The 26704-nt window shown below is 61.4% G+C and carries 23 protein-coding genes and 1 pseudogene; 15 read left to right on the forward strand and 9 right to left on the reverse strand.

Translation table 11 applies throughout. The annotated features are described in order from the left end of the window. The first annotated feature begins 53 nt into the window (after positions 1-53). Both fabI and IB244_RS20195 read left to right on the forward strand, forming a co-directional pair. Positions 54-872: an enoyl-ACP reductase FabI gene (gene fabI / locus IB244_RS20190; protein ID WP_025661091.1), complete on the forward strand. Its 819-nt coding sequence runs from the start codon at positions 54-56 to the stop codon at positions 870-872. An 84-nt stretch (positions 873-956) separates the two neighbouring features. Beyond that, a complete protein-coding gene (locus IB244_RS20195; RefSeq protein WP_018858982.1) occupies positions 957-1547 on the forward strand; it encodes a histidine phosphatase family protein in 591 nt (196 codons plus the stop codon). Between the two features lie 6 nt (positions 1548-1553). Here the strand turns inward: IB244_RS20195 and IB244_RS20200 are convergent, their stop codons facing one another. Next, the gene (locus IB244_RS20200) at positions 1554-1814 is read right to left on the reverse strand and encodes a DUF1344 domain-containing protein (RefSeq protein ID WP_018858981.1); all 261 of its coding nucleotides are present in this window, start codon (positions 1812-1814) and stop codon (positions 1554-1556) included. Positions 1815-2060: 246 nt separating this feature from the next. Here IB244_RS20200 and IB244_RS20205 point away from each other — a divergent pair, with 246 nt between their 5' ends. The 3 genes from IB244_RS20205 to ribB all read left to right on the forward strand — a co-directional run bounded on the left by IB244_RS20205 (position 2061) and on the right by ribB (position 7602). Next, a complete protein-coding gene (locus IB244_RS20205) occupies positions 2061-5228 on the forward strand; it encodes an EAL domain-containing protein (RefSeq protein ID WP_018858980.1) in 3168 nt (1055 codons plus the stop codon). Between the two features lie 161 nt (positions 5229-5389). Then, positions 5390-6487: a chorismate synthase gene (gene aroC, locus IB244_RS20210; RefSeq protein ID WP_018858979.1), complete on the forward strand. Its 1098-nt coding sequence runs from the start codon at positions 5390-5392 to the stop codon at positions 6485-6487. A gap of 11 nt (positions 6488-6498) precedes the next feature. Beyond that, positions 6499-7602: a 3,4-dihydroxy-2-butanone-4-phosphate synthase gene (gene ribB / locus IB244_RS20215; RefSeq protein ID WP_018858978.1), complete on the forward strand. Its 1104-nt coding sequence runs from the start codon at positions 6499-6501 to the stop codon at positions 7600-7602. On the opposite strand, the pseudogene IB244_RS20220 reads toward ribB, so the two are convergent. From IB244_RS20220 to IB244_RS20230, 3 genes and pseudogenes are all read right to left on the reverse strand, one after another. Next, positions 7599-7870, reverse strand: a pseudogene (locus IB244_RS20220) (DNA glycosylase AlkZ-like family protein); the annotation flags it as partial. The gene ribB and the pseudogene IB244_RS20220 sit on opposite strands and share 4 nt — an antisense overlap. 13 nt (positions 7871-7883) lie before the next feature. After that, positions 7884-8228 carry a KTSC domain-containing protein gene (locus tag IB244_RS33160; protein WP_018858976.1) on the reverse strand — a complete coding sequence of 115 codons (345 nt, stop codon included), beginning with the start codon at positions 8226-8228 and terminating at the stop codon, positions 7884-7886. A gap of 123 nt (positions 8229-8351) precedes the next feature. Continuing rightward, positions 8352-9542 (reverse strand): winged helix-turn-helix domain-containing protein, encoded by a 1191-nt coding sequence (locus IB244_RS20230; protein WP_169682693.1) that lies wholly within the window; start codon positions 9540-9542, stop codon positions 8352-8354. A 148-nt stretch (positions 9543-9690) separates the two neighbouring features. Here IB244_RS20230 and IB244_RS20235 point away from each other — a divergent pair, with 148 nt between their 5' ends. The 3 genes from IB244_RS20235 to IB244_RS20245 are packed head-to-tail and all read left to right on the forward strand — an operon-like array spanning position 9691 to position 11560. Then, entirely contained in the window at positions 9691-10368 is a 678-nt protein-coding gene (locus IB244_RS20235; protein WP_192305342.1) for an energy-coupling factor ABC transporter ATP-binding protein, read from the forward strand. Beyond that, positions 10365-10973, forward strand: a complete 609-nt coding sequence (locus tag IB244_RS20240; protein WP_192305344.1) for a CbiQ family ECF transporter T component — start codon at positions 10365-10367, stop codon at positions 10971-10973. The genes IB244_RS20235 and IB244_RS20240 overlap by 4 nt, the downstream gene beginning before the upstream one ends. 23 nt (positions 10974-10996) lie before the next feature. Beyond that, entirely contained in the window at positions 10997-11560 is a 564-nt protein-coding gene (locus tag IB244_RS20245; RefSeq protein ID WP_018858972.1) for a biotin transporter BioY, read from the forward strand. On the opposite strand, the gene IB244_RS20250 is transcribed toward IB244_RS20245, so the two are convergent. Then, positions 11557-11952: an acyl-CoA thioesterase gene (locus IB244_RS20250; protein WP_018858971.1), complete on the reverse strand. Its 396-nt coding sequence runs from the start codon at positions 11950-11952 to the stop codon at positions 11557-11559. The genes IB244_RS20245 and IB244_RS20250 overlap by 4 nt on opposite strands. Positions 11953-12112: 160 nt before the next feature. On the opposite strand from IB244_RS20250, the gene IB244_RS20255 reads away from it, so the two are divergent. The 6 genes from IB244_RS20255 (at position 12113) to IB244_RS20280 (ending at position 18531) form a co-directional block, all read left to right on the forward strand. Next, entirely contained in the window at positions 12113-13048 is a 936-nt protein-coding gene (locus IB244_RS20255) for a histone deacetylase family protein (RefSeq protein WP_192305346.1), read from the forward strand. Between the two features lie 2 nt (positions 13049-13050). Continuing rightward, positions 13051-13302, forward strand: a complete 252-nt coding sequence (locus tag IB244_RS20260) for an exodeoxyribonuclease VII small subunit (RefSeq protein ID WP_025582353.1) — start codon at positions 13051-13053, stop codon at positions 13300-13302. 122 nt (positions 13303-13424) lie between these two features. Then, positions 13425-14348 carry a pirin family protein gene (locus IB244_RS20265; protein ID WP_192305348.1) on the forward strand — a complete coding sequence of 308 codons (924 nt, stop codon included), beginning with the start codon at positions 13425-13427 and terminating at the stop codon, positions 14346-14348. A gap of 106 nt (positions 14349-14454) precedes the next feature. Continuing rightward, positions 14455-16377 carry a 1-deoxy-D-xylulose-5-phosphate synthase gene (gene dxs / locus IB244_RS20270; protein ID WP_169682703.1) on the forward strand — a complete coding sequence of 641 codons (1923 nt, stop codon included), beginning with the start codon at positions 14455-14457 and terminating at the stop codon, positions 16375-16377. 160 nt (positions 16378-16537) lie between these two features. Then, positions 16538-17284: a TlyA family RNA methyltransferase gene (locus IB244_RS20275; protein WP_018858965.1), complete on the forward strand. Its 747-nt coding sequence runs from the start codon at positions 16538-16540 to the stop codon at positions 17282-17284. Further along, complete coding sequence (locus IB244_RS20280) at positions 17281-18531, forward strand: class I SAM-dependent RNA methyltransferase (protein WP_192305350.1); 1251 nt, start codon at positions 17281-17283, stop codon at positions 18529-18531. The genes IB244_RS20275 and IB244_RS20280 overlap by 4 nt, the downstream gene beginning before the upstream one ends. 62 nt (positions 18532-18593) lie before the next feature. Here the strand turns inward: IB244_RS20280 and IB244_RS20285 are convergent, their stop codons facing one another. From IB244_RS20285 to IB244_RS20300, 4 genes are all read right to left on the reverse strand, one after another. Beyond that, a complete protein-coding gene (locus IB244_RS20285) occupies positions 18594-20417 on the reverse strand; it encodes a methyl-accepting chemotaxis protein (RefSeq protein ID WP_192305352.1) in 1824 nt (607 codons plus the stop codon). Between the two features lie 251 nt (positions 20418-20668). After that, a complete protein-coding gene (locus tag IB244_RS20290) occupies positions 20669-22732 on the reverse strand; it encodes a methyl-accepting chemotaxis protein (RefSeq protein WP_246734515.1) in 2064 nt (687 codons plus the stop codon). Between the two features lie 215 nt (positions 22733-22947). Next, entirely contained in the window at positions 22948-23700 is a 753-nt protein-coding gene (locus IB244_RS20295; RefSeq protein WP_192305356.1) for a crotonase/enoyl-CoA hydratase family protein, read from the reverse strand. 9 nt (positions 23701-23709) lie between these two features. After that, positions 23710-25488 (reverse strand): acyl-CoA dehydrogenase, encoded by a 1779-nt coding sequence (locus IB244_RS20300; RefSeq protein ID WP_192305358.1) that lies wholly within the window; start codon positions 25486-25488, stop codon positions 23710-23712. Positions 25489-25705: 217 nt separating this feature from the next. On the opposite strand from IB244_RS20300, the gene IB244_RS20305 reads away from it, so the two are divergent. Further along, on the forward strand, positions 25706-26701 hold the full coding sequence (locus IB244_RS20305) for a transporter (protein WP_192305360.1): 996 nt from the start codon (positions 25706-25708) through the stop codon (positions 26699-26701). Positions 26702-26704: the final 3 nt, after the last annotated feature.

Genomic DNA, 26704 nt, shown 5'->3' on the forward strand with positions numbered 1-26704 from the left:
TTAGCAGCCTATGCCATAGGCAGGACCTATCAGAATTTCTTAGGGGGCAAAATATGGCTCAGGCAACAGGCCTCATGTCAGGCAAGCGCGGCGTCATCATGGGCGTTGCCAACAATCGTTCGATTGCGTGGGGTATTGCCAAGGCTATTCATGCACAGGGCGGCGAAATCGCATTTACCTACCAGGGTGATGCACTGAAGAAGCGCGTCGAGCCCCTGGTTGCAGAGGTAAACGGCGTTCTTGCCGGACATTGCGATGTCAGCGACGAGTCGACCATCGATGCCGTCTTCGACCACGTCGAAAAGCTGTGGGGCAAGATCGACTTCATCGTTCACGCGATCGGCTTTTCCGACAAGGACGAGTTGACCGGCCGCTATGTCGATACCTCGGCCGACAACTTCGCCAAGACCATGCAGATCTCCGTCTATTCCTTCACCTCGGTGGCGCGTCGCGCCGAGAGGCTGATGACGGATGGCGGCTCCATGCTGACTCTGACCTATTACGGCGCCGAGAAGGTCATGCCGAACTACAACGTCATGGGCGTTGCCAAGGCGGCGCTGGAAGCCAGCGTGAAGTACCTGGCGGTCGACCTCGGACCGAAGAACATTCGCGTCAACGCCGTCTCCGCCGGCCCGATCAAGACGCTTGCAGCTTCCGGCATCGGCGACTTCCGCTACATTCTGAAGTGGAACGAATACAATGCGCCGCTGCGTCGGACGGTGACGATCGAAGAGGTCGGCGATGTCGGCCTATATCTGCTTTCGGATCTTTCTCGCTCGGTCACCGGCGAAGTCCACCATGCCGACAGCGGCTATCACGTCGTCGGCATGAAGGCGGTAGACGCACCGGACATTTCCGTCATAAAGGACTGATCGCACTCCTTTGCTGCGTCGTGCTCGCGACCCCTTCTTCGCGACAGCGATTGAGGGGTTGCGTGCCGTAAACGGAGCCGATCATTGCTTATCTACGTCGTCAGACACGGCCAGACAGACTGGAACGCCGAACGCCGCCTGCAAGGGCAGAAGGACATCCCGCTCAATGCCATCGGCAGAGCGCAGGCGTGGCAGAATGGTATCGACCTCGCAGAAATCCTGAAAGTCGAGGCAATCCCCTTTGACTTCGTCGCGAGCCCGCTCGCGCGAACCCGCGCCACGATGGAGATCATGCGCGAGGCGATGGGTCTTCCGTCGAAAGATTATCGAACCGACGAGCGCCTAGTGGAGGTTTCCTTCGGCGCTTGGGAAGGTTTCACGATCAAGGAATTGAAGGCAACGGCCCGGGACCGCATCACCGAGCGTAATCTCAACAAATGGGATTTCATTCCGCCAGGAGACGACGCGGAGAGCTACGAAATCATGTCCTGGCGCGTGGCGTCCTGGCTGAATTCCGTCGACAAGCCTACGGTTTGCGTGACTCATGGCGGCGTCATACGCAGTCTTTTCAGGACCATTGCGGCCTTACCGAAGGACGAAGCGGCAGAGGGCGAGATTCCGCAGGACCGGATCCTTAAGATTGATCGGGACAACGGGTCGATCGGCTGGATCTAGTTCCGATTACTGAACGACATCGAGATCGTTGATGACGCGCTTGCCGTCGACCTCGGTATAGAAGACGATAACCTTGACGCCCGCCTTCAGCCCCTCGAAATTGAACTCTTCCGGCGCTTGGTAGGTTTTTCCGTCATCCAGAGTGAGGCTGAGATTGGTCATATCGACCTTCTTGATCGTCGCCTCGACGTCCGCGCTTTCAGCAAATCCGCCGATCGGCGACAAGAAACTCGCTGTGGCCAAAAGCGTAGCTACTACGAAGCGCATGGCGGACTTCCCTCGAAAACGCGACTCGATAACCCAACTGCGCACAGATAACCCCCCGAATATGGCGAAATTTGCCCGGAAGAATGATCTTCCGCGTCCAATTAATGAATAGTACTTTAACAATAACCGCATGCATTCGTTAATTATTTTCCCCGTATGTCCGCCTTTCTGGCAAAGAGGATTTCCGGGAAATCGTAAATTAACCGCCCCTATCTAAAGTCTCCCTCGAACATGGGAGACTGGGTTTTGCTATTCCGCCACAAAGACAGCAACACGTTGCGGCGCGTCTTCAGGAATACACGCCTTGCCCTCCTAGTCTCCGGCCTCGTTGCTATTGTCGTCGTCATCGTCGGCTTTGGGCTCGACCGCGCCAATACTGCCGCTCATCTGCGCGAACTGACGATCCGGACGGAAAACGAGGTGAGTCTGATTCGTGCGCGCATCAGCGCGCAGACCAACATGGACATTACCGTCGTACGCGACTTGGCCAACATGGTTGCGGTCAATTCCAGCGTAAATGCCGAGGAGATGGAGCGGCAGATCAACTGGCTGCTCATCCAGAATCCCCACTTCCTGGATATCGCCATCGCGCCGAACTTTATCGTCGGCAATGTCTTTCCCTCGCAAGCGGGTAAAGGTCGCATCGGCAAGGATGTCCGCGAGGTCCTCCTCGCCCGTCAAGCGGTGACGCGCGCCAGCGCCGAGCAGGCGCGTTTCTATGGACCGATCGCCGCCAGCGACGGCAAGGAAGCTTTCGGAATCTTCTTTCCCGTCTTCGTGAAGGAAAATGGGCAACGCCGTATCTGGGGCGCAGTCGAGGTTATGATCGACGCGAACATGTTCTATCAGAACACCGGATTGAAGCCCGCGCACAACAGTGAGAATCAGGAGAAATATCCGCACCTCGACCATCTCTCGATTGCGGTTCGCGACCTCGCTCTTGCGGACTCGGCCCTACCCTTTTTCGGCTCACCGGATTTGCGTGACAAGCGGCCGATGACGCGAAAGATCGCCTTTGCCGGCGGGCGCTGGGAAATTGCCGCGGCTCCGAAGACCGGTTGGAACGCGATTCCGGAAAACCAGTCGACGCTTCGGCTGATTATCGCTGCCGCAGGCTGCATCACCATCGTCCCAGTCTTCTTCGCGACCTTGCTGCTCGGCGAGCGAAACCGCAACATCGTCCAACTCAAGGTGCGCGAAGCTACGCTGCTCAAGCTGTCGCAGCGCCTCAATCTGGCATTGGAGTCGTCGAACATCGGCATATGGGAGCTGCATGACCACGGCGAAACGCTCTTCTGGGATGCCCGGGCCGCAGCGCTCCACGGGAAGCCGGCAGAAGATGGCAGTCACTCGCTGGAAGACTGGCTTGCCGCGATCGTTGCCGAAGACCGGCACCTTGCGGAGGTCCATTTCTTCAACTACCACGTCGCCGGTTCAGCCTACGAGACACAATACCGCGTCATCGCCGAGGACGGCAGCGTCCGACACCTGCGGTCGATCGGCTCCTTCTACACGGACGCGGCCGGCGACGACAAAACGGTCGGGATCGTCTGGGACGTCACCACCGACGCGGAAGCGGCCGAAACCCTGCGTAAGGCAAAGGATGTCAGCGACGTCAAGAATGCCGAACTGGAGATGGCGCTGGACGAACTGTCGCGGCGCGAGGCTGAACTCGCCGAACTCTCAGGTAAGCTGGACCTGGCCCTCGACACCTATCAGTGCGGGATATGGGAGGCGACGCTCGGTGATGAAGGCTCGATCTGGGACGACCGGATGCACGAGCTCTATGGCCTGAAGCCAAGGGTCGGCTTCATGACCGAACCGGTCTGGCTTTCCTGCATTCTGCCGGAGGACCAGGCACTGGCTCGCGAAAGCGCGCGTCATTTCAAGCACCTTGGTGACACTCATACCCTGATCTGTCGGGTTCCCGTCGAGGACGGCGCGATGCGTTACGTCCGCTCCACTGGCAAGGTGCATAAGACCTCAGGCGGCAAACTGAAGATTATCGGCGTTGCCTTCGACATCACCGAGGATGCGCTGATGACGGTGCAGCTCAAGGCCGCCAAGGACGAGGCGATCGCCAAGAACATCGAACTCGAGATCGCCAAGAACCGCATCGAGCACAATTCACTGCACGACCCGCTGACGGCGCTTGCCAACCGCCGCAAGCTTGATATCGCGCTTGAAAGGCTGACCCTCGACGGGCGGAGCGAGCGGCAGAAATTCGCCATCCTCCACATCGACCTCGACAGGTTCAAGGAGATCAACGACACGCTTGGCCATGCCGCAGGCGACGCAATGCTGATCCATGCATCGCGGGTACTGTCGAGGAACCTGCGCCAAGACGACCTCGTGGCGCGCATCGGCGGCGATGAGTTCGTGATCCTGGCGCACAACGCCAGCGATACGGATATGTCTGCCCTTGCAGGCCGGATCATCGAGCAGATGCGCCAGCCGATCGACTTCGAGGGCTTTGCCTGCCGCTGCGGCGTCTCCATCGGCATCGCGCTCGCCAATGGCGTGCACGTCGATGCACGCAAGGTGCTGATCAATGCCGACATCGCCCTTTACCGCGCCAAGAGCCAGGGCCGGAACCGCTACGAGTTCTTCAATCACAATCTCCAGGCCGACATCATCAACAACAAGCGCCTGGCCGACGAGATCCTTGCCGGCATCGAGAACGGCGAGTTTATCGCCTGGTATCAGCCGCAGTTCTCGGCGCGCACGATGCAACTCACCGGCGTCGAAGCCCTGGTTCGCTGGCAGCATCCTTCCCGCGGATTGTTGACGCCGGACAAGTTCCTGAAGGTCGCCGACGAGATCAACGTCGTCCAGACGCTCGACCGCATCGTGCTCGACACCGCGCTGAAGGACAAGATGCGTTGGGCGGCACGGGGTGTGACCATTCCGAAGATTTCGGTCAACGTTTCAGCGCGACGGCTGCATGACGAAATGCTCGCAGAATCGCTGAGTGGCCTGCAGATCCGCCCCGGCGAACTCTCCTTTGAACTGGTCGAGTCGATCTTCCTCGACGAAAGCGAGGATGTAGCCGCGCATAACCTCGAGCGGATCAAGACGCTCGGGGTCGACATCGAAATCGACGATTTCGGAACGGGTCACACGTCGATTGTCAGCCTCCTCAAGCTGAAGCCGAAGCGGCTGAAGATCGACCGGCAGCTGGTTCAGCCGATCATGAATTCGCCGCAGGAGCGCGCGCTGGTCAGCTCGATCATCGACATCGCCCGCTCGCTCGGCGTCGAAACGGTGGCCGAGGGCGTCGAAACGGCAGCGCATGCCACCCTCCTTGACGAACTCGGCTGTGACCTCCTGCAGGGCTATGCCTTCTCCCGCCCGCTGTCCTTCGAGGATTTCACGGAGATGGCGATCGAAAGCTCCTGGCGCATCGCCTCCTGAGGCCATCGTTCACAATCCGCGGAAACACCATTTCCTTTCGTTGGCGATTTGGAGCAAAGAAAGGCTTTTGCCGCCGCGTTTTTTTGGCCTATGAGTGTCGCGCATTTTCAGATGAAGGACGCCGCCGGTGACGATCGGTTGGCGTGATCCGGTCGGGACACATGTCGCACAATACATTCGGTCATCTCTTCCGCGTAACCACCTGGGGCGAAAGCCACGGCCCGGCGCTCGGCTGCGTCGTTGACGGCTGCCCCCCCGGTCTGCGCTTCAAGCTCGAGGATATTCAGGTCTGGCTCGACAAGCGAAAGCCCGGCCAGTCGCGCTTTGTAACGCAGCGTCGCGAGGCCGATCTGGTCAAGATTCTGTCCGGGGTCATGCTGGACGCCGACGGCGAGACGATGATTTCGACCGGTACGCCGATCTCGATGATGATCGAGAACACCGACCAGCGCTCCAAGGATTACGGTGAGATCTCACGGCAATATCGGCCCGGCCATGCCGACTACACCTACGATGTGAAATACGGCATCCGCGACTATCGCGGCGGCGGCCGTTCCTCGGCCCGCGAAACGGCGGCGCGCGTGGCGGCTGGCGGCATTGCCCGTCTTGTTGTGCCTGAGGTCAAGGTGCGCGGCGCCTTGGTGCAGATCGGCAAGCACAAGATCAACCGCCAGAACTGGGATTGGGACCAGGTCGACCAGAATCCGTTCTTTGCACCTGATGCCGCGATCGTTCCCGTCTGGGAAGAATATCTCGACGGTATCCGCAAGAACGGCTCCTCGATCGGCGCCGTCGTCGAAGTCGTGGCCGAAGGCGTGCCGGCGGGCCTCGGCGCCCCCATCTATGGCAAGCTTGACCAGGACATCGCCTCGCTGCTGATGTCGATCAATGCCGTCAAGGGTGTCGAGATTGGCAACGGCTTCGAAGCCGCCGAGATCACCGGCGAGGAAAACGCCGACGAGATGCGCATGGGCAATGACGGCAAGCCCTTGTTCCTGTCGAACAAGGCGGGCGGCATCCTCGGCGGCATTTCGACTGGCCAGCCGGTTATCGCGCGCTTCGCCATCAAGCCAACCTCGTCGATCCTGACCGAGCGCCAGTCGATCGATGCCGACGGCAACAATGTTAATATCCGGACCAAGGGACGGCATGATCCGTGCGTCGGCATCCGCGCCGTGCCGATCGGCGAGGCGATGGTCGCCTGCGCCATCGCAGACCATTACCTCCGTGACCGCGGCCAGACCGGCCGACTGAAATAGGAAATACAGACATGCCTTACGATCAGAAGCGCGTCGTCGATGCGATCCGGGCCTTCGAGGCCGGCGAAATCGTCGTGGTGATGGATGACAACGACCGCGAGAACGAAGGCGACCTGATCGTCGCGGCCGTTCACTGTACCGCGGAGAAGATGGCGTTCATCGTCCGTCACACCTCCGGCATCGTCTGCACACCGATGCCGAAGGAGGAGGCCCGCCGGCTCAACCTGAATGCGATGGTTGCCGAAAACGACTCGGCGCACACGACGGCGTTCACCGTTTCTGTCGATTTCAAGCACGGCACGACGACCGGCATTTCCGCCGACGACCGGACGCTGACCGTTCGCAACCTCGCCAATCCCAATGTCGGCGCCGCCGACTTCGTGCGCCCGGGTCACATCTTCCCGCTCGTTGCGCGGGAAGGCGGAGTGCTTATGCGCTCGGGCCACACGGAAGCTGCTGTCGATCTCTGCAAGCTCGCCGGCCTTCCGCCGATCGGCGTGATCTGCGAACTCGTTAACGATGACGGGACCGTCACGCGCGGGCAGCAGGTCGTCGAATTCGCTGAAACGCATAGCCTGAAGCTGGTGTCCGTTGCCGACCTGATCGCTTACCGCCAGCGCAAAGAAACGCTGATCGAACTCGGCCAGAGCTTCGACATCGAAACACCCTTCGGCAAGGCCAAGGCGCATACCTATTCGCTGCCTTGGGATACGATGCAGCACCTCGCCGTCGTTTTCGGCGACATCCGCGACGGCATCGACATTCCGGTGCGCCTGCACCCTGAGAATGTCGCCGAGGACCTTTTCGGCAAGCGCCGTCCCGTCGACCACTACATGAAGAAGATTGCCGAGGAAGGTCGCGGGATCATCGTCTACCTGCGGGAAGGCTCCGTCGGCGTCGGTCATTCGGACAGTGGTCGCAAGGCACGCAGCCAGGGACGCGAGGCACACGTCGAGGCACAGGTGCGCGACAGCGAGTGGCTGGAAATCGGTCTCGGCGCACAGATCCTCAAAGACCTCGGCGTATCGTCGATCCGGCTCCTGACGAGCCGCGAGCGGCACTATGTCGGTCTCGAAGGCTTCGGCATCAAGATTTCGAAGACAGAGATCTACTAAGCCCGCCATCCGTCGAGATAGGCGACCTTCTCGACGCCGGAGAACCGCGCGATGCGTTGCAACTCGGCGTCGAGCCGGTCCAGGCGACCGGTCGAGGGGCGCACGCCCGGCTCCGGCCATAGGCGCTTGACGTCGAGGCTCCCGCCTCTGCCATCTGCTTTCATGTCGATGCGGCCGATCAGCTTGTCGCCTTCAAGCAGCGGGAAGACATAGTAGCCGCATGCCCGCTTCGGCTCGGCACGAAAACCTCGATGCGATAGAGGCGGCCGCCTGCTTCACGCTCAGGCGGCGATGCGCTTGAAGCGACCGCTGACGTTCTCGATATAGTACTTTCCCGGCGATTGGGCGGTGACCATCGCGATGACCTCGGCTTCCGCCACGCCCTCGAACTGCCGCTCTTCGCCGTTGCTCAGACAGACGCGAAGCCGGCCATCCTCCTGGCTGAAATAGACCGCATCGATCAGCGTTGACTTCACTGCCAACGGCTCCATCTTCGCCTGCCGTCCGGCCCGTGTGACGATCGTGGCGGCGCGCGCATCGCGCCGCTTGCGCAGTAAGGCCCTCACTTCACGGCGAAGGCTGTTCAGTGCCGCCAATGCGGCGAATTTGATGGCTCGTGTTTTCATGCAGCCATCCTACGCAGGCGGCTCTTAAAGACTTCAAGACAAGCATGGTAAAGCGCGCATCAACATTAATTCTTTGTAATTACGACGCAATTTCCTAAAATATCGACTATCGATGAGCGCCGCTCAGCCTTGCCAACTATCCATTAGGACGACCTGTTCAACGCCAGTGAATTTGGCCAGTCGGTCAAGTTCGGCGAGAAGCTTTTCGATCCGCCCGGCCGACGGGCGTACGCCCGGTTCCAGCCACAGACGCTTGACGTCGAGGCTTCCGCCTTTGCGATCGGCCTTCATGTCGATGCGGCCGATCAGCTTGTCGCCTTCAAGCAGCGGGAAGACATAGTATCCGTATTCCCGCTTCGGCTCGGGCACGAAAACCTCGATGCGATAGAAGAAACCGAAGAGCCGTTCGGTGCGATTGCGGTCGCGGATCATCGGATCGAAGGGGCTGAGCACGCGCACGCGCGGCGGTGCGCCGGGATAGTCCTGCATGCTCGTAAGCAGGTCGGGGACGGCCCAGGAGGGGCGCGGCTTTCCGCCAAGCGCCGGCTCGATCAGGACTTCGATCAACTCGTCGCGATGCGCGTTGACCCAGGCTTTCGCTTCATCGGGCGACAACAGATCCCAGAAGGCGGCGATTTCGCCATGCGTGGCAAAGCCCAGTCGGGTCAGCGCGCTGCGGCAGGCCCAGTCGACAAACTCCTCGTAGGTGACTTCCGGCTCGTGAAACTCAGGCGGAATGACGCGTTCGACGAGATCATAGATTTTCTGGAAGTTCGAGCGTCCGGCGATGGCGAACTTGCCGGTGCGCCAGAAATATTCCAGCGCCGTCTTGTTGGGATGCCAATTCCACCAGCCGCCGGAAACATGCCCGTCCGCCTTGATCTCGCGCGCCATGATGGCGCCGTCACGAGTGACGCGCTCAAATGTCTCGTCGAAGGCGTGTTCGAACCCCTCCCCCTGCCATTTTCGCCAGCGCTCGCCGATTACCTCTTCCTCGTGGCGGAACTTGTGTTTCCAGTATCGGAAGAAGGCGCTCGGCAGGATCGAGGCGTCGTGCGTCCAGTGCTCGAAGAGCGAGCCGTCCTTCTCCAGTAGCGCCGTCAGATGCTCGCGTTTGTAAGTCTGGTTGCGGGAAAACAGGATCTGGTGATGGGCTCGCTCCACCGTCTGGATGCTGTCCACCTGCACGAAGCCGAGTTCGTGGATGAGCTCGAGCAGGCCGGCCTTCGTCAGCGCCTTGTTCGGCGGCGCGCTCAGGCCTTGCTTGGCGAGGAATATGCGGCGGGCATCGGAATTCGAAATGAGATTCGTCATGTGCACATCATAGAACGGAAAATGTTCCTAGCCACCCGTTAAGTTAGGACGATCATCAGGTAGGAGCGGCCGGCATTCATTGCGAGATTTTGAGCTTTCAAAGCGCGAAATTCGTTATAGAACGGCCTCTCAATTCACGAGGGACCAGGTGGATATCCGTTTCGAAGGCGCAGGGGTCAGCTATGGTGCGCGCGTCGCGCTGGCGCCCGTGACGCTGCAGCTCACAGAAAAGCGCATCGGCATCATCGGCCTCAACGGCTCGGGCAAGACGACCTTTGCGCGCCTCATCAACGGCCTGACCAAGCCGAGCATCGGGCGGGTGATCGTCAACGGTCGCGACACGGCCGACGCCAAGGCCGTTCTCACCGATGTCGGTTTCATCTTCCAGTCGCCGCAAAACCAGATCATCCTGCCGGTCGTGCGCGACGACATCGCCTTCGGTCTGAAGTGCCGCGGCTACAAGCCGGCGGAAATTGCGGCGAAGGTGGAGGCGGTCCTGCAGCGTTTCAGCGCGGCCCATCTTGCCGACCGCCGGGCGCACGAGCTCTCGGGCGGAGAGCTGCAACTTGCCGCCCTTTGCTCCGTGCTCGCAACCGGGCCCGATATTCTCATCCTGGACGAGCCGACCAATCAGCTGGACCTCAAGAACCGCAGCCTCGTGCAAAGGCTGGTGGAAAGCCTTCCGGAGAGCGCGATCGTCATCAGCCACGATCTGGAATTGGTCGCGGATTACGAGCGCGTACTGGTTTTCCATGAGGGCATTCTCGTCGCCGACGCGCCGGCCGGAGAGGCGATCCGCCGCTACAGGGAGATCGCAAGCCGATGAAGTCGCTTTTCGTCGAAGGCAACAGCGCCATGCATCGGGTTTCGGCCCGCGCCAAGCTGCTTGTTCTTGCGGCCCTCGGCGTCATGCTCTTCCTTACGGCGAACCTCCTGTTGCTTGCCCTTGGAGTGCTCGCGACGGCCGGGATCTACTTCAGCATCGGCCTTCCGGCGCGATCCGCGCTTGCGCGACTGAAGCCGGTCTTCCTGACGATCCTCATCGTGGCGTTGTTCAGCCTGGCCTTCAATCCCTGGCATATCGCCGTCGTCGCCCTGCTCCGTCTCACGGCATTGATGCTGTTTGCCGCTGCCGTGACTGCAACAACTGCTATTGCGCAATTCATCGACGAAATTACCCTGCTGGCCAGGCCACTGGAGCGGCTCGGACTTCTTCGGGCCGACGATGTCGGGCTGGCTGTCGGGCTCGTCGTCCGCTTCGTTCCCGAGATTCTCGATCGTTATCGTGCCATCCGCGAGGCGCACGCGGCGCGCGGTATCAAGGTGCGGCCGACAACCGTGCTCGTGCCATTGATCATTCTGACGCTGAGGGATGCGGATAACATTGCTGCGGCAATTGACGCGCGCGGCGTTCGGCGGCATGTCAATTGAGAACTCGCTAACAGGAGCCCTGCATGAGCACTCGCGACCTCGTTCTCTCCGCCCTCTTTGCGGCCATCATCGTCGCGCTCGGCATTCTGCCGCCGATCACGCTCGGCTTCATACCGGTGCCGATTACGGCGCAGTCGCTCGGCGTCATGATGGCGGGTGTCGTGCTCGGCGCGCGCCGCGGCACGATCGCGGTCCTGATCGTTCTCGTGCTTGTCGCGATCGGCCTTCCTGTGCTTTCCGGCGGTCGTGGCGGACTTGCTGCCTTTGCCGCACCGACCACCGGCTTTCTGATCGGCTGGGTGCTGGCAGCCTTCGTCACCGGTTATCTCAGCGAACGGCTGGTCAAATCCGAACAGTCGGCGTTGGTGCAGACGGTCGGCTTCTTCTTCGCCGCGATGATCGGCGGCATCGTGGTTCTCTACGCCTGCGGCATCGTCTATCTGGCGTTCGCCGCCCAGCTTGGCCTCTCCAAGGCGTTCCTCGGCTCAATGGCATTTATCCCCGGCGACGTCGTCAAGGCCTTCGTTGCGGCACTTGTCGGCCGCGCGGTCATGGTCGGCTATCCCCTCCTGCCGGTGCGCAGCTAATCGACGAAACCATAAAGCCAGTCACGCGTGTCTTCGGGAAGCGGGACTGGCGAACGATCGTCGCGCGAGCGCGCCTGCCAGATAATTTCGACCTCGGCGGAGCGCTCGTCGCCGATATCGGCCGAAATGATGAAGCCGACCGAACGCATGCCGATCTTGTCGACCGACGCCGTGAACACGACCCGCTCATCGTAATGCAACGGCCGATGGAGGATACAGGTCACCTTGCTGGCGATATAAAGCGGCTCATTCGCCAGTTGCGGCCTCGACGACCAGAAGGTCGCCAGCACCGACTCGGCATAGGAAATGTAGGAGCCCAAGAAAACCTGGCCGTTCATGTCGACGTCGCGGAACGGCACATTCATCTCAACGGTACGCGTGACCTCGTTCATTGATCTTTCTGCCAATTCTCCCCTCCCCAAAGACTAGCCGCGGGGCCGGACGAAGTAAACGCAGGACTGGCCCCATGACCAAGGCGCGCGCTTGTTGAAATTGCCGCGCCGAGCCCCATCTGCTGTGGATCATGACGGGACGGAAAGATAGAGTGACACCATGAGCACCCGCCTTTACGAGCACCCGATCTTCCTGGAACACGTCACGCCCGCCGGCCATCCCGAACGGTCCGACCGTCTGCGGGCGATCAACGTGGCGCTGGAACATCCGAACTTCGCAGGTCTTGACCGCAAGCGCGCACCGCAGGCCGCCGAAGAAGCCGTTCTGCTCGCCCATCCCGAAGAGCACCTGCTGTCAGTGCTGCGCCACGTGCCCGAAGAGGATGGCGAGATCAATCAGCTCGAGGCCGATACTTACGCCAGCCGAAAGAGCTTCGAAGCGGCACTGACGGGGATCGGCGGCGCGATGGCCGCGGTCGATGATGTGTTTACCGGCAAGGCCGATAACGTCTTCGTTGCGGCCCGCCCGCCGGGCCATCATGCCGAAAAATCAACGGCAATGGGCTTCTGCTTCTTCAACAATGCCGCGATCGCCGCCCGCCATGCCCAGAAAGCGCACGGTGCGGAGCGTGTGGCGATCGTCGACTGGGACGTGCATCACGGCAACGGCACGCAGGACATCTTCTGGGACGATCCCTCCGTGCTCTTCTGCTCGACGCACCAGATGCCGCTTTACCCCGGCACCGGCGCGAAGGAGGAAAGCGGCAAGCACGGTACCATCGTCAACGCGCCGCTGTCTCCGAATGTCGGTAGCGATCACTTCCGCGAAGCTTTCAAATCACGGGTGTTGCCTGCGCTCGTTGATTTTCGCCCGGACCTGATCATCATCTCCGCCGGCTTCGATGCGCATCACCGCGATCCCTTGGCGCAGATCAATCTCGTCGGCGAGGATTTCGACTGGGCAACCGGGCGGTTGCTTGAGGTCGCCAACAAAAGTGCCGCAAACCGGGTCGTCAGCCTGCTGGAAGGCGGCTATGATCTCGAAGGCCTCGCCGAGTCGGCTGGCCTGCATATTCTTAGAATGATGAAGGGTTGAGTATGACTGACAGCGCCAAGCCGGAAGTTTCCGGTCTTTCCTTCGAGAAGGCGGTTGCCGAGCTCGAAAGCATCGTGGCCCGGCTGGAACGCGGCGACGTGGCGCTGGACGAATCCATCGAGATCTACGAGCGCGGCGAAGCGCTGAAGAAGCACTGCGAAACGCTGCTTTCGGCCGCCGAAAACCGCATCGAAAAGATCCGCCTTGACCGATCTGGCAAGCCGCAGGGCGTCGAGCCGCTGGACGGGGCATAAGCAAGAGCTTTTCCGAAATCGTCGTCGTGATGAACAGAGCGTCGCCTCCTGGCGATCAAGTTTTCCTAGTCCGCCATCGGTAATCGGTCTAGTCTAGGCACAACCTCATCGGAGACGCTTTGATGTCCTTTTTCCCCGGTAAAGATCCCCTGCCCGGCGATGCTTTCGCCTGCGATGCGATCGAGAACCTCATAATCCCCCGCACCAGCGATATTGGCGGCTTCGAGGTGCGGCGAGCACTGCCAACGCGGCAGCGGCGACTGGTCGGGCCGTTCATCTTCTTCGACCGCATGGGGCCGGCGATCCTGAAGCCGAACGAGGCGCTGGACGTGCGGCCGCATCCGCATATCGGGCTTTCGACGGTGACCTATCTCTTCGACGGCGAGATCCGGCATCGGGACAGCCTCGGCACCGAGAAGGTCATTCGCCCCGGCGACATCAACCTGATGACGGCAGGGCGCGGCATCGTCCATTCGGAGCGCACGCCCGATAATTTGCGCGGCCATCCGCTGCTGATGTCGGGCCTGCAGACCTGGCTCGCACTGCCGGATGACAAGGAGGAGATCGATCCCTCCTTTGCGCATACCGAAAAGAGCGACATGCCTGTGATCGACGAACGCGGCGTGCGCGGGCGTGTCGTCATCGGATCGTTCGAGGGGATGTCTTCACCGGTGAAGGTGTTTTCCGACACGCTCTATGCCGATATCAGCCTTGAACCGGGTGTGAAGTTTCCCTTCGCGGCGGGACACGAGGAGCGGGCGGCATACGTACTGTCAGGCGAAGTCGTGATATCGGGCGATAGGTTTGCAGCCGATCAGCTGCTCGTCTTCCGCCCCGGCGATGCGATCACTCTCGAAGCTGGCAGAGAGGGCTGTCACCTGATGCTGTTCGGCGGAGCGGCGCTGAACTCGAAGCGGTACATCTGGTGGAACTTCGTTTCCTCCTCGAAAGAGCGCATCGAAAAGGCCAAGGAAGAGTGGCGGACCGGCAAGTTCGACATCGTACCGGGGGACGAAGAAGAATTCATACCTTTGCCGGAAGGCTGATCTCCTTTAGAAAGGAGTTTCGGCCATTCTTGAAATCGACTTTTTTCACCGCAATTTATGGCTTAAAGGCATCCTGCCCAAGAAAGACAAGAAAGAGCGCCCGCCCGTGACACAATCGCCGAAGACGCCGCTGCTGGATAAGGTTCCCTATCCAGCCGACCTCCGAAAGCTTGACGATCGCGACCTGCCGCAGCTTGCGCGCGAGGTTCGCGATGAAATGATCGATGCGGTGTCGCGCACCGGCGGTCATCTCGGTGCAGGACTCGGCGTGGTGGAACTGACGATTGCGATCCACAGCGTCTTCAACACGCCTGAAGATCGGCTGATCTTCGACGTCGGGCACCAGTGCTATCCGCACAAGATCCTCACCGGTCGCCGTGACCGTATCCGGACGTTGCGCCAAGAAGGCGGCCTCTCCGGTTTCACGCGCCGCGCGGAAAGCGAATACGATCCCTTCGGTGCTGCTCACTCCTCCACGTCCATCTCCGCCGGCCTCGGCATGGCGGTTGCCTCCGACCTCGACAAGACAGACCGCCGGGTGATTGCCGTGATCGGCGACGGCGCGTTGTCGGCCGGCATGGCCTACGAAGCATTGAACAATGCTGGCGCGCTCGACGCCCGCCTGATCGTCATCCTCAACGACAATGACATGTCTATTGCGCCGCCGACCGGCGCGATGAGCGCCTATCTCGCGCGCCTTGCTTCCGGCCGCACGTACATGGGCTTCCGCGATTTCGGCAAGAAGCTGACGGCCTATCTCGGCAAGAGTGTCGACCGCGCTATCACTCGCGCCGTGGAGCATGCCCGGGGCTATGTGACCGGGGGGACAATGTTCGAGGAGATGGGTTTCTATCATATCGGGCCGATCGACGGTCACTCGTTCGAGCACCTGCTGCCGGTGTTGCGCAATGTGCGCGACAATGCCAACGGCCCCGTGCTGATCCATGTGGTGACGCAGAAGGGCAAGGGCTACGCGCCCGCCGAGGCGGCAGCCGACAAGTATCACGGCGTCAACAAGTTCGACGTCATCACCGGCGCGCAGGCGAAGGTGAAGCCGAATGCGCCGAGCTACACGAGCGTATTCGCCGAAGCGCTGGTGCAGGAAGCGGAGCACGACGACAAGATCGTCGGCATTACCGCCGCCATGCCGAACGGGACTGGCCTCGACAAGCTCGCAAGCATCTTCCCGTCGCGGTGTTTCGACGTCGGGATTGCCGAGCAGCATGCGGTGACATTTGCCGCCGGTCTAGCCGCCGAGGGCTTCAAGCCGTTTGCCGCGCTTTACTCCACGTTCCTGCAGCGCGCCTATGACCAGGTGGTGCACGACGTCGCGATCCAGGGCCTTCCGGTTCGCTTCCCGATCGATCGCGCCGGTTTCGTCGGCGCCGACGGCCCGACGCATGCAGGCTCGTTCGATACGACGTTCCTCGCCACCCTCCCCGGCTTCGTGGTGATGGCGGCCGCCGATGAGGCTGAGCTGAAGCATATGGTGCGAACGGCGGCAGCCTATGATGCCGGTCCGATCTCCTTCCGATATCCGCGCGGCGAAGGCGTCGGCATAGAAATGCCCGTCCGTGGTGAAATCCTGCAGATCGGCAAGGGCCGCGTCGTCAAGGAAGGCGCGAAAGTGGCGCTGCTCTCGTTCGGCACCCGCCTCGCTGACTGTCTGCTTGCTGCCGAGGACCTTGACGCAGCCGGGCTTTCGACGACGGTTGCCGATGCGCGATTCGCCAAGCCGCTGGATCATGATCTGATCCGCCAGTTGGCGCGCCACCACGAAATCCTGATCACCGTCGAAGAGGGGGCGGTCGGCGGCTTCGGCAGCCAAGTCATGCAGTTCCTGGCCATGGACGGCCTGCTCGACAATGGCCTGAAGGTCCGCTCGCTTGTCATGCCCGATATCTGGGTGGAACAGGCAAAGCCGGAAGTGATGAACGCCCATGCCGGCCTCGATCGCGCGGGCATCGTTTCGACCGTGTTCAAGGCGCTTGGCCGGCCCGCCGCATTTGGCGTCGGCGCTGCCGGATAGTTCAATCTCATTAGATGAAGACAGCCCTGGAGACGGGGCCGTCTTTTTTGTTTGGCGAAAGGCCGACGGAAGTGTCGATGAACCGCTGCCATCCTGCTGCCAGCGACGCCTCTCCAACAAAAGGCTTGCAACTAACGGCTTTGCCGGTCATGGACAGCCGATGTCCGATCAAAACACACAACGCCTCGACCAGTTGCTCGTCAGCCTTGGTCTTTTCGCCAGCCGTTCCCGAGCGCGGGATGCGGTGCAACGCGGCACCGTGAAGGTCGGAGGCAAGATCGTGACGAAGGCAGGTGCGCTGTTTGGCGAGGATGCCCCAATCGAAATCGACGATCCGGCGCAGGACTATGTGTCCCGCGCGGCGCTGAAGCTCGCCGCAGCGCTCGATCACTTCAAGCTCGACCCGTCAGGACATCACTGTCTCGATGTCGGCGCATCAACCGGTGGCTTCACCGAAGTGCTGCTGGCCCAAGGGGCAACCCATGTTACCGCGATCGACGTCGGCCATGGCCAGATGCATCCGCGCATCTCGAGTGATCCCCGCGTGACGAACATCGAAGGCCTCAACGCCCGCAACCTGACGGCGGAGAATATCGGCCATCCGCTCACCTTTATCGTGTCGGACGTCTCCTTCATCTCGCTGAAGCTTGCGCTTGCCCCTGCTCTTGAGATCGCGGAAGCTGGGGCTTGCGCGGCTCTCCTCGTCAAGCCGCAGTTCGAGGCCGGGCGCGAGGCGATCGGCAAGGGGGGGCTTCTCAAGGACCCGTCATCGGCGCCCGATGTCGCGGCCGAACTCGAGCGCTGGTTCGTCGAGGATATGGGCTGGAAGAGCCTTGGCCTCATCCCCTCACCCATTGCCGGCGGCGACGGTAATCAGGAATTTCTACTCGCAGGGACAAAACCGTGAGCACGCAAACTGTTACGATCGAAAAGCTGGGCGCCCAGGGCGATGGCATCGTGCACGCGGATGGCGGGCCGGTCTATGTACCCTTCACCCTGCCCGGCGAAACCGTCGCCATCGCGCGCGTCAAGAACCACGGCACGGTGATGTCGATCTCCGATCCATCTGCCGATCGCCAGGCTCCTCCGTGCCGGCATTTCGGACCGGACGGTGTGAACGGCACCTGCGGCGGCTGCAGCCTCCAGCACATGAACGATGCTGCCTACCGCGGCTTCAAGCGTCAGCTTGTCGTCGATGCGCTGAAATCGAAGGGACTGACGGCTGACGTTGCCGACCTCGTCGTCGCTCATCCCGGCGAACGGCGGCGTGTCGTCTTCGCCGCACGGCGGACCGAGAAGGACATGCTTATCGGCTTCAATCAGGCCGAAAGCCACCACATCGTCGCCATCGAGGAATGTCCCATCTCGTCGGCGGGCATCATGGCCAGGCTTCCGGCGATCAAGGCGATTGGTGCAGCACTTGCCAATAGCGCCGAAGCGTTCCGCATCACCGTGTTGGAGACCCTGTCGGGTCTTGATCTCGCGGTCGACGGCATCAAGAAACTCTCGGATCAGCAGCGCCGCAACGCGATCGAGACGGTGCTTTCCCTTCGCGGCATCGCCCGCGTCTCGCTCAACGACGAAATCCTCGTCGAACCATCGAAGCCGATCGTCGATTTCGGCGGCGTCAATGTCGTCCCGCCGCCCGGCAGCTTCACGCAGGCGACCAAGCAGGCGGAAGACGCAATGGCGGAATTGGTTCTGGCGCATGTCGGCAAGGCGAAACGCATCGCCGATCTTTTCGCAGGCGCCGGCACCTTCTCGCTTCGCCTTGCCCGCGTCGGCCGGGTTCATGCGGTCGAGAGCGAGGACAAGCCGCTGGCGGCGCTCGATCACGCTGCTCGGAACACGCAGGGTCTGAAGCCGGTCAGCGTCGAAAGGCGAGACCTCTTCCGCCGGCCGCTGATGACATCCGAGCTGAAGGTCTACGACGCCGTGGTCTTCGATCCGCCGCGCGCCGGCGCCGAGTTTCAGTGCAAGGAACTGGCGCGCTCGACGGTCAAGAAAATCGTCGCCGTCAGCTGCAATCCGGTGACGCTCGCCCGGGATCTCGCCCTGCTCGTCGAGGGTGGCTATCGCATCACCGGTGTGACCCCGATCGACCAGTTCCTGTGGACATCGCACGTCGAGGTCGTGGCGACGCTGGAGAAGTAGCGGCGCGAAAAACAAAACGCCCGCGACGAGCGCGGGCGTTCCAGTTTGTGTGTATCAATCAATCAGGCGGCGCGACGGCTGTAGGATGATGCGCCGTGGGATGCTGCCTGCAGGTTGAACTGGGCAAGGAGTTGCATCAGCTTTGCTGCTTCCTGCGCCAGCCCATGGCTCGCTGCCGTCTGCTCCTCGACCATGGCGGCGTTCTGCTGCGTGCCCTGGTCCATCGTGTTGACGGCCGTATTGATCTCGGCAAGCCCCGTCGACTGCTCACGGGTTGCCGTGACGATTGCGTCGACGTGACGGCTGATCTCCTGAACCTGACCGACGATTGCTTCCAACGCCTTGCCGGTGTCGCCGACGAGCGTGACGCCCGAGCGAACCTGTGAGTTCGAGGCGGTGATCAGGCTTTCGATTTCCTTCGCGGCATGGGCAGAACGCTGTGCCAGCTCGCGCACTTCCTGGGCGACGACAGCAAAGCCCTTGCCGGCTTCGCCTGCGCGTGCCGCCTCGACACCGGCATTCAGCGCCAGCAGGTTGGTCTGGAAGGCAATGTCGTCGATGACACTGATGATATTGGCAATCTTCTGCGACGACTGCTCGATCTCGGTCATTGCCGAGACCGCCTTGCGGACGATGTTGCCGGACTCTTCGGCGCCGTTGCGGGTGCGAGTGACCAGCGTGCCGGCTTCCTCGGCACGGCGCGCTGTGTCCTTGACGGTCGTCGTAATCTCTTCGAGCGCGGCTGCCGTTTCTTCGATGGAGGCAGCCTGCTGTTCAGTGCGGCGGGCAAGCCCGTCCGCGGCGGTGCGGATTTCTCCGGCGCCCGCGTCGATCGCATGAGCGTTGTCACCGACCTCCTGAAGAACAGCCCGCAACTTGGCCACGGAGGAATTGAAATCACTGCGCAGCCGGTCGAGGTGGTCGGCAAAAGGCGTCTCGATCGTCCGCGTGAGATCGCCTTCCGAGAGAGCGCCCAGCGCTTCGGCAAGCGCATCGACGGCATGTTGGATCTCGCTGGCTTCACGTGCCTTCGAGGCTTCGTTACGGGAACGCTCCTGCTGAGCCTGCTCGCGGGTGTGCTCGGCGCTCCGTTCGAGGTCGAGGCGTGCGAAAGAGTTGTCGCGGAAGATCGCTACGGCAGCCGCCATGTCGCCGATCTCATCCTTGCGCCCGGCGTAAGGGACGGCCGCGTCGAGATCCCCGTCCGCCAGACGGGCCATGCGGGTGGCGATCGTCGAGATCGGCTGAGAAATGCGCGTCCAGGCAAGGAAGGCTGCAGCAACGGCGACGGCAAGCGCGACGACGAGGCCACCGACGATGGACGAGATGCCTGCGTTATAGTTACCGGTCGCGGCAGCGAGAGCGGCATCGGTCGACTGCCGATCCTTTGCCAACATTCCGTCGACGAGCGTCTGAATGTTGTTGGCGGACATGGAAAGTTCGCCGCGATAGAGGCTGTTGGCCTGGCTGCGCTTGTTGTCGAGCGCCAGCGCAATGATCTTGTCGGCAAGCGCAGCGTCGTTGGTGAGCGCCTTCTGCAGCCGGCCGAAATTCTGGCTCATGTAATCGCTCTTCGGCTGCTTGTCGAAGGCGCCAATGGCAGTGGCAAGGCGCTGGCGGCGGGCCTTGAGTGTCGTCTCCGCGTTGCGGAAGTCCGTCTTACCTGTTGCAAGGAGGTAGTCGGCGTAGCTGCGACGAACGTCGTTCAGCGTCGTGACGATCGCGTGGAGCCGTTCGGTGTTCGGAATGTTCTGCGCCCCGATCTGCCGGGTGTTGGCCTCCAGATTGGTCAACGAGAAGGCCGCGATCGCACCCTGCACCAGGGCAATGACGACAAGGGACAGAAAAAGAAGCGGAAGAAGCGTCTTGATCTTCAATTTGGACATAGAGTGGCCTCAGTGCGGCTGAACGATGTGCTTCAGTCAATCTCCTGTTGATCGCCTGGGGGGAACACTCGTTTTAATGGTGTTGGGAGAACGGTACGGACAACGTCCATCCTGCATCATGCATTGCACGCCACTAAAGCCCAAGATCCGTAAGATTTGATTAAAAGTAATATTTTTTAATCACCGCTGGTCGCGCCCTCCAACGAGAACGCCCGCCACGAGCGCGAGCGTCCGGTCTTCGCAGGATTACATCAGGCCGCGCGACGGCTGACCGCAGCGTGGGATGCTGCTTGCAGGTTGAACTGGCTCAGCAACTGCATCAGCTTTGCCGCCTCCTGCGCCAGCCCATGGCTCGCTGCCGTCTGCTCCTCGACCATGGCGGCATTCTGCTGCGTGCCCTGGTCCATCGTGTTTACAGCAGTGTTAATCTCGGCAAGCCCCGTCGACTGTTCGCGGGTCGCCGTGACGATCGCATCGACATGACGGCTGATCTCCTGAACCTGACCGACAATCGCGTCCAACACCTTGCCGGTGTCGCCGACGAGCGTGACGCCCGAGCGAACCTGACTATTCGAAGCAGTGATCAGGCTTTCGATTTCCTTCGCAGCCTGGGCCGAGCGCTGCGCCAGTTCACGCACTTCCTGGGCGACGACCGCAAAGCCCTTGCCGGCTTCGCCGGCGCGTGCCGCCTCGACGCCGGCATTCAGCGCCAGCAGGTTGGTCTGGAAGGCGATGTCGTCGATCACCCCGATGATGTTGGCGATCCTCTGCGAGGACTGCTCGATCTCGGTCATTGCCGAAACCGCCTTACGCACGATGTTGCCGGACTCTTCGGCGCCGTTGCGGGTGCGCGAGACGAGATTGCCGGCCTCCTCAGCGCGACGTGCCGTGTCCTTGACCGTCGTGGTGATCTCCTCGAGCGCTGCAGCCGTTTCCTCGACCGAGGCTGCCTGCTGCTCGGTGCGGCGGGCAAGGCCGTCTGCGGCCGTGCGGATTTCGCTCGCACCGGCATCAATGGCGTGCGCGTTGTTGCCCACGGCATGCAGAGCACCGTGGAGCTTGGTGACGGCGTTGTTGAAGTCATTACGTAGGCGGTCGAGATGCGGGGCAAACGGCGCGTCGATGCGATGCGCAAGGTTGCCATCCGACAGCGCGCCGAGGGCACTGGCAAGCGCATCGACGGCATGACGGATTTCGGTTGCCTCGCGGTTTTTCTGCTGCTCACGCTCATGACGCTCACGCTCGGTAAGGGCACGGCCGGTTTCGGCTTCACCCTCAAGGCGCTCTCGATCAACCGCGTTCTTCTTGAAGACAGCCACAGCCTCGGCCATCGAGCCGATCTGGTCGCGGCGCTGCTCGCCAGGAATGGAGACCGACAGATCGCCGGCGGCAAGCTTTTGCATCGCGGCGGTCATATCGGTGACGGGACGGATCACCAGGCCATGCAGCAGCCAGGCCATGGCGCAGATCATCAGGCCGACGGCGAGGATCGTGGCAATGGTTGCGGCAATGCGGAATTCGTTCAGCGAAGCGAAGGCGGCGTCGCTGTCCACGACGAAGCCGAGGTACCATTCGACCGACGGCAAACCTGCAACCGGCATGAAGCTGACGAGGACATCCTTGCCGGCAAACTCAGTCGGAACGAGCCCGGCCTTGATCGCCGGTGTCTCAGCCGGGAAAGCGTCGGCAAGCGTCTTTGTCACCAGCTTTGCATCCGGGTGGATCAGGATCTGCCCGCTCTTGTTGACGAGGAAGGCCGTGCCTTTGCCGCCGAGATCGATCTCCTTGATCATGTCGACCATGGTCTTCAGCGAGAAGTCGCTGCCGGTCACGCCGGCCAGCTTGCCGCCGTGGCTGACGGGAACGGCCGAGCTGATGATGAGATCGCCGCTCGACGCATCGACATAGGGCTCGGTCATGACGCTGGCGTTGGCCTTGACGGCATCCTGATACCAGGGGCGCTTGCGCGGATCATAGCCGTCCGGCATCGGCAGCTTCGGCCACATGGTGAAGACACCCTGCTCGTCGCCAAAATAGGTGCTGACGAACTGGCTGGTCAGAACATCGTTCTGGAGCACGGCTTCGACGCCCTTCTGATCGGCGGCGCGGCCGATGGCGTTCGCGACCATGGCGGTCAGCGTCACACGCCCATTCATCCAGTTGGCCAGGCTGCTTGCAGCCTGCTCACCGGACGAGCTGATGTTGGCTTCGATCGCGGCAGTCGCGGTGCTCCGTTCGACGGAATTGATGTAGTAGGAAAAGGCGGCAAAGGCCACAAGAACAACGGCAGACGCGGCAACGAGGATGCGCGTCATCAAATTCGTCTTCTTTTTCAAGGATTTTCCTTTCGTGAGTGGTCCGCGCCGTACTTGACGAAGCGCGGGCTACTCGATGCGCAGGCTATGGGTAAAACGGGACAAAGCGCCTCATGCGCCCGGACGACTGCGCCATCAGCGCGCCGTCATACCCCTAATATTAGAGGGGTATTTAAAACTGGCTTAAAATTTGACGAAACTCGACTATTCCCACGTCAGCGGCGCATGAAGGCTTCGAAGGCGGCTTTCGCTTCGGCGCTGTGTAGGCGGTCGAAGAAGTGACGCGCCTCGTCATCGATGCGCGCAATGACTTCTTCCCGATCGCCCCGGATCAGGTTGCGCGCGATCTTCAGCGCTTCTGGCGGCTTGGCGGCAAGCTTGGCAGCGGTTGCGAGCGTTGTCCTTTCGACCTCATCGGGCGCACAGACTTTCCAGACAAGTCCCGCCTCCCGTGCTTCCTCGCCGGAGAAGCCCTCACCGAGAGCCAACATCGCAAAGGCGCGCTGGTGTCCCATGATCCGCGGCGCAAGCAGGCTGGACGCCGCTTCCGGAACGAGGGCGAGGTCGACGAACGGCGTGCGGAACTGGCTGCGCGCTGAGGCGATTGTCAGGTCGCAATGCATGTGCATTGTGGTTCCGATCCCGATCGCCAGCCCGTCGACACCTGACACGATCGGCTTTTCGGAGCGAACCATGGCGAAGAGGAATTCGACGATCTCGCGAGGCATCGCACCGCCCATCGCCGCTGCGAGGAAATCTCCGAGGTCGTTGCCCGCGGAAAAGCAACCTTCGGTGCCGAGAAAAGCCGTCGCCTTGATCGCCGCATCACCATTGGCGGCAATCAACGCCTCCGCCATTTTCCGATACATGGCGCGGGTGATGGCATTCTTCTTTTCCGGCCTGTTGAAACGGATGATCTGGATGCCGGGGTGTGCCGCATCCTGCTCGACGATGACCTGCTCTGTCATGATGGTTCCTCAGGCGAGAACTATTTTGGCAGCCGCAAGGCTTGCGGCGCCGTTGATGACGCTGTCCTTCAGCGCCGTCACTTCCGAAAGAAGATTTTCCGCGGCAAAACGGCAGAGTGCGATGCGCCCTTCGGCACCTCCCGCCGGTGCCTGCGCGAGCCCGCCCTTGGCGAGATAGCAGCCGGTCAGGACAAGGCCGAAGAGCCGCTGATACGGTGTCGCGCCGGCTAGCGCCTCTGCCACCTTAGCATCGCGAACCTGCGCCAGCAGCCAGTCCGTCGCCTCGCCGAGGTCGGTTATTGCGGAATCGAGGCGATTTGAGGTCGCGCCGAAGCCGCCGAGGTTGGAATGGCGGACCTGGTCGGCGATCTGTTTCAGCTCGGCGATGAAACCGTGCACCTGGTCGCCGTCCGAAAGCGTCAATTTGCGGGTGACGAGATCGATCGCCTGGATACCGTTCGTGCCCTCATAGATCGGCGCAATGCGCGCATCACGCAGATAGCGCGCGGCTCCCGTCTCCTCGATGAAGCCCATGCCGCCATGCACCTGAATGCCTGATGAGGCGACGTCGACGCCGACATCGGTGGAAAAGGACTTGGCGATCGGCGTCAGCAGTGCTGCGCGCTCCTGCCAATGCTGCTTTCGATCCGCCGCGCGATGCGACATGTCGATGGCATGGGCACAGGTATAGGAAATTGCGCGGGCGCCTTGCGTCAACGCCTTCATCGTCAGGAGCGTGCGGGTAACATCCGGATGGTCGATGATCGGGCTCATGCCGCCACCCGCCCAGTTCGGCGCCTTGCCCTGAACCCGCTCTCTCGCATAGGCGACTGCCTTTTGCGTCGCCGCCTCGGCGATCGCGACGCCCTGCATGCCGACGGCAAGGCGGGCATTGTTCATCATCGTGAACATGCAGGCGAGGCCCTTGTTCTCCTCGCCGACCAGCCAGCCGATTGCCCCCTTCTCCTCGCCGAACTTGCCGTCGCCATAGATCATGGTGCAGGTCGGCGAGCCGTGGATACCGAGCTTGTGCTCCAGCGAGTGCGCGAAGAGATCGTTGCGGGCGCCAAGCGATCCGTCCGCATTGACGAGGAATTTCGGCACGAGGAACAGCGAGATGCCACGCGTTCCGGGCGGTGCGTCCGGGAGGCGAGCGAGGACCAGGTGAATGATGTTGTCGGCGGCGTCGTGTTCGCCCCAGGTGATGAAGATCTTCTGGCCGAAGATGCGGTAGGTGCCGTCGTCCCGGCGTTCGGCGCGGGTCTTGAGCACGCCGAGGTCGGAGCCGGCATGCGGCTCCGTCAGGTTCATCGTGCCGGTCCACTCACCCGAGACGAGCTTTGCGAGGTAGGTATTCTTGAGTTCGCCGGACGCATGGCTGTTGATCGCTTCGATCGCACCCATGGTCAGCGTCGGGCAGAGCGCGAACGCCATCGATCCGGAATTCCACATTTCCAGGGCGGCGACGTTCAGCATATGCGGCAGCGCCTGCCCACCGAAGTCTTCTGGTGCGGTCAGGCCATTCCAGCCGCCGGCGATCCAGTTCTTGTAGAGATCGCGCCAACCATCGGGCGTTACTACCCTGCCGTCGACGAGGCGCGAACCCTGACGGTCGCCAACCTCGGCGAGCGGCGCAACTTCATCCGTGGCGAATCGTCCCGCTTCATGAAGGATGGCGTCGACGAGATCATCACCAAGGTCACCGAGCAAACCAGCTTCGATTGCATCGCCCAGGCCGGCAACATGCTTCAGCGTAAACGCAATCTCTTCGACCGGCGCCTTGTACATCAGTGATCTCCTCGCATCGCTGGCCGCCGATTGAACAGCCCTCCAGCCTCTCCAAGGGCAGAGCTAATTGATTTTTACGTAAACGTCAATTTCAAACTTCCAGCGACAAGCTGCCACGGAGTTACACATGTCTTGAATTATTACGCACTTGCACAAACAACCGTCATAGAGAATCTCTAAGGACACTCACCGCCATCGCAAGAGGACCGGCGCATCAATGGATACTTTGCCCGCCAACATCCACGGACTCGTGTGGGCCTACCGCTTTCCGCCGGAAGGCGGCAAGGCAATCCGTCTCCCAAACAGCGCGCCGCAGGCCGAGTTGACCGACCGCGGCGGCTTCTATTGGCTGCATCTCAATCTCGCCGATGCCAGGGTGCCCGGCCTGCTCGACAGTATCGTTGGCTTGAACGACGATGCCAAGGCAGCCTTGACCACCCGTGACACGCATGCCGCGATAACGGTCGACGAACAGCTGCTCTACGGCACGCTTGTTGATTGCCAGCGCGAATTCGATCGTGAAACCGCCGATCTTGGTTGGCTGCATTTTGCGATCTCCGACCGCTTTATCATTACCACGCGGCTGCAGCCGCTACGCAGCATCGAGCGCGCCCGCGCGCTAGTGGAGAAGAACCCGGCAAAATTCGAACGGCCCGTCGACCTGTTCGAGATCCTGGTGATCGAGTTCCAGCGGACACTGATCTCCATCGTCATGGAAATGACCGAGGAGCTCAACGTTATCGAGGATTTCGTCTACGACAACTCGCCACGCGACGAACGCCGGCGGCTGGCGCCGGTCCGACGTACGGTCGTCCGGCTGCACCGGCACCTGAGAACTGTGCTGGCCCTGATGCGTCGCGCTGCCGCCTCGCATGACGATGAAATGCCCTTCGGCTTCGATGATGTCGCGGGACGGCTGACGAGCCGCCTCGAAACCGTCGATCACGACATTTACGCGCTGCAGGACCGCGCGCGGCTGCTGCATGAAGAAATCGACTCGAAGGCGTCCTCGGAGACGAACCGGCACCTCTACATTCTGTCGATCATGACGGCCTTCCTGCTGCCGCCAACCCTGGTGACGGGCTTCTTCGGCATGAACACGGCCAATCTACCTTTTGCCGAAGGAAGCGGCGGCACGGAATATGCCGTGGCCATCATTATCGCCTCCATCGTGCTCGCATGGTGGCTGCTGAAGCGCGTCCGCATCCTCTGAACG

It is taken from the genome of Rhizobium sp. RHZ02, from assembly GCF_014851575.1.
GTDB lineage: Bacteria > Pseudomonadota > Alphaproteobacteria > Rhizobiales > Rhizobiaceae > Rhizobium > Rhizobium altiplani.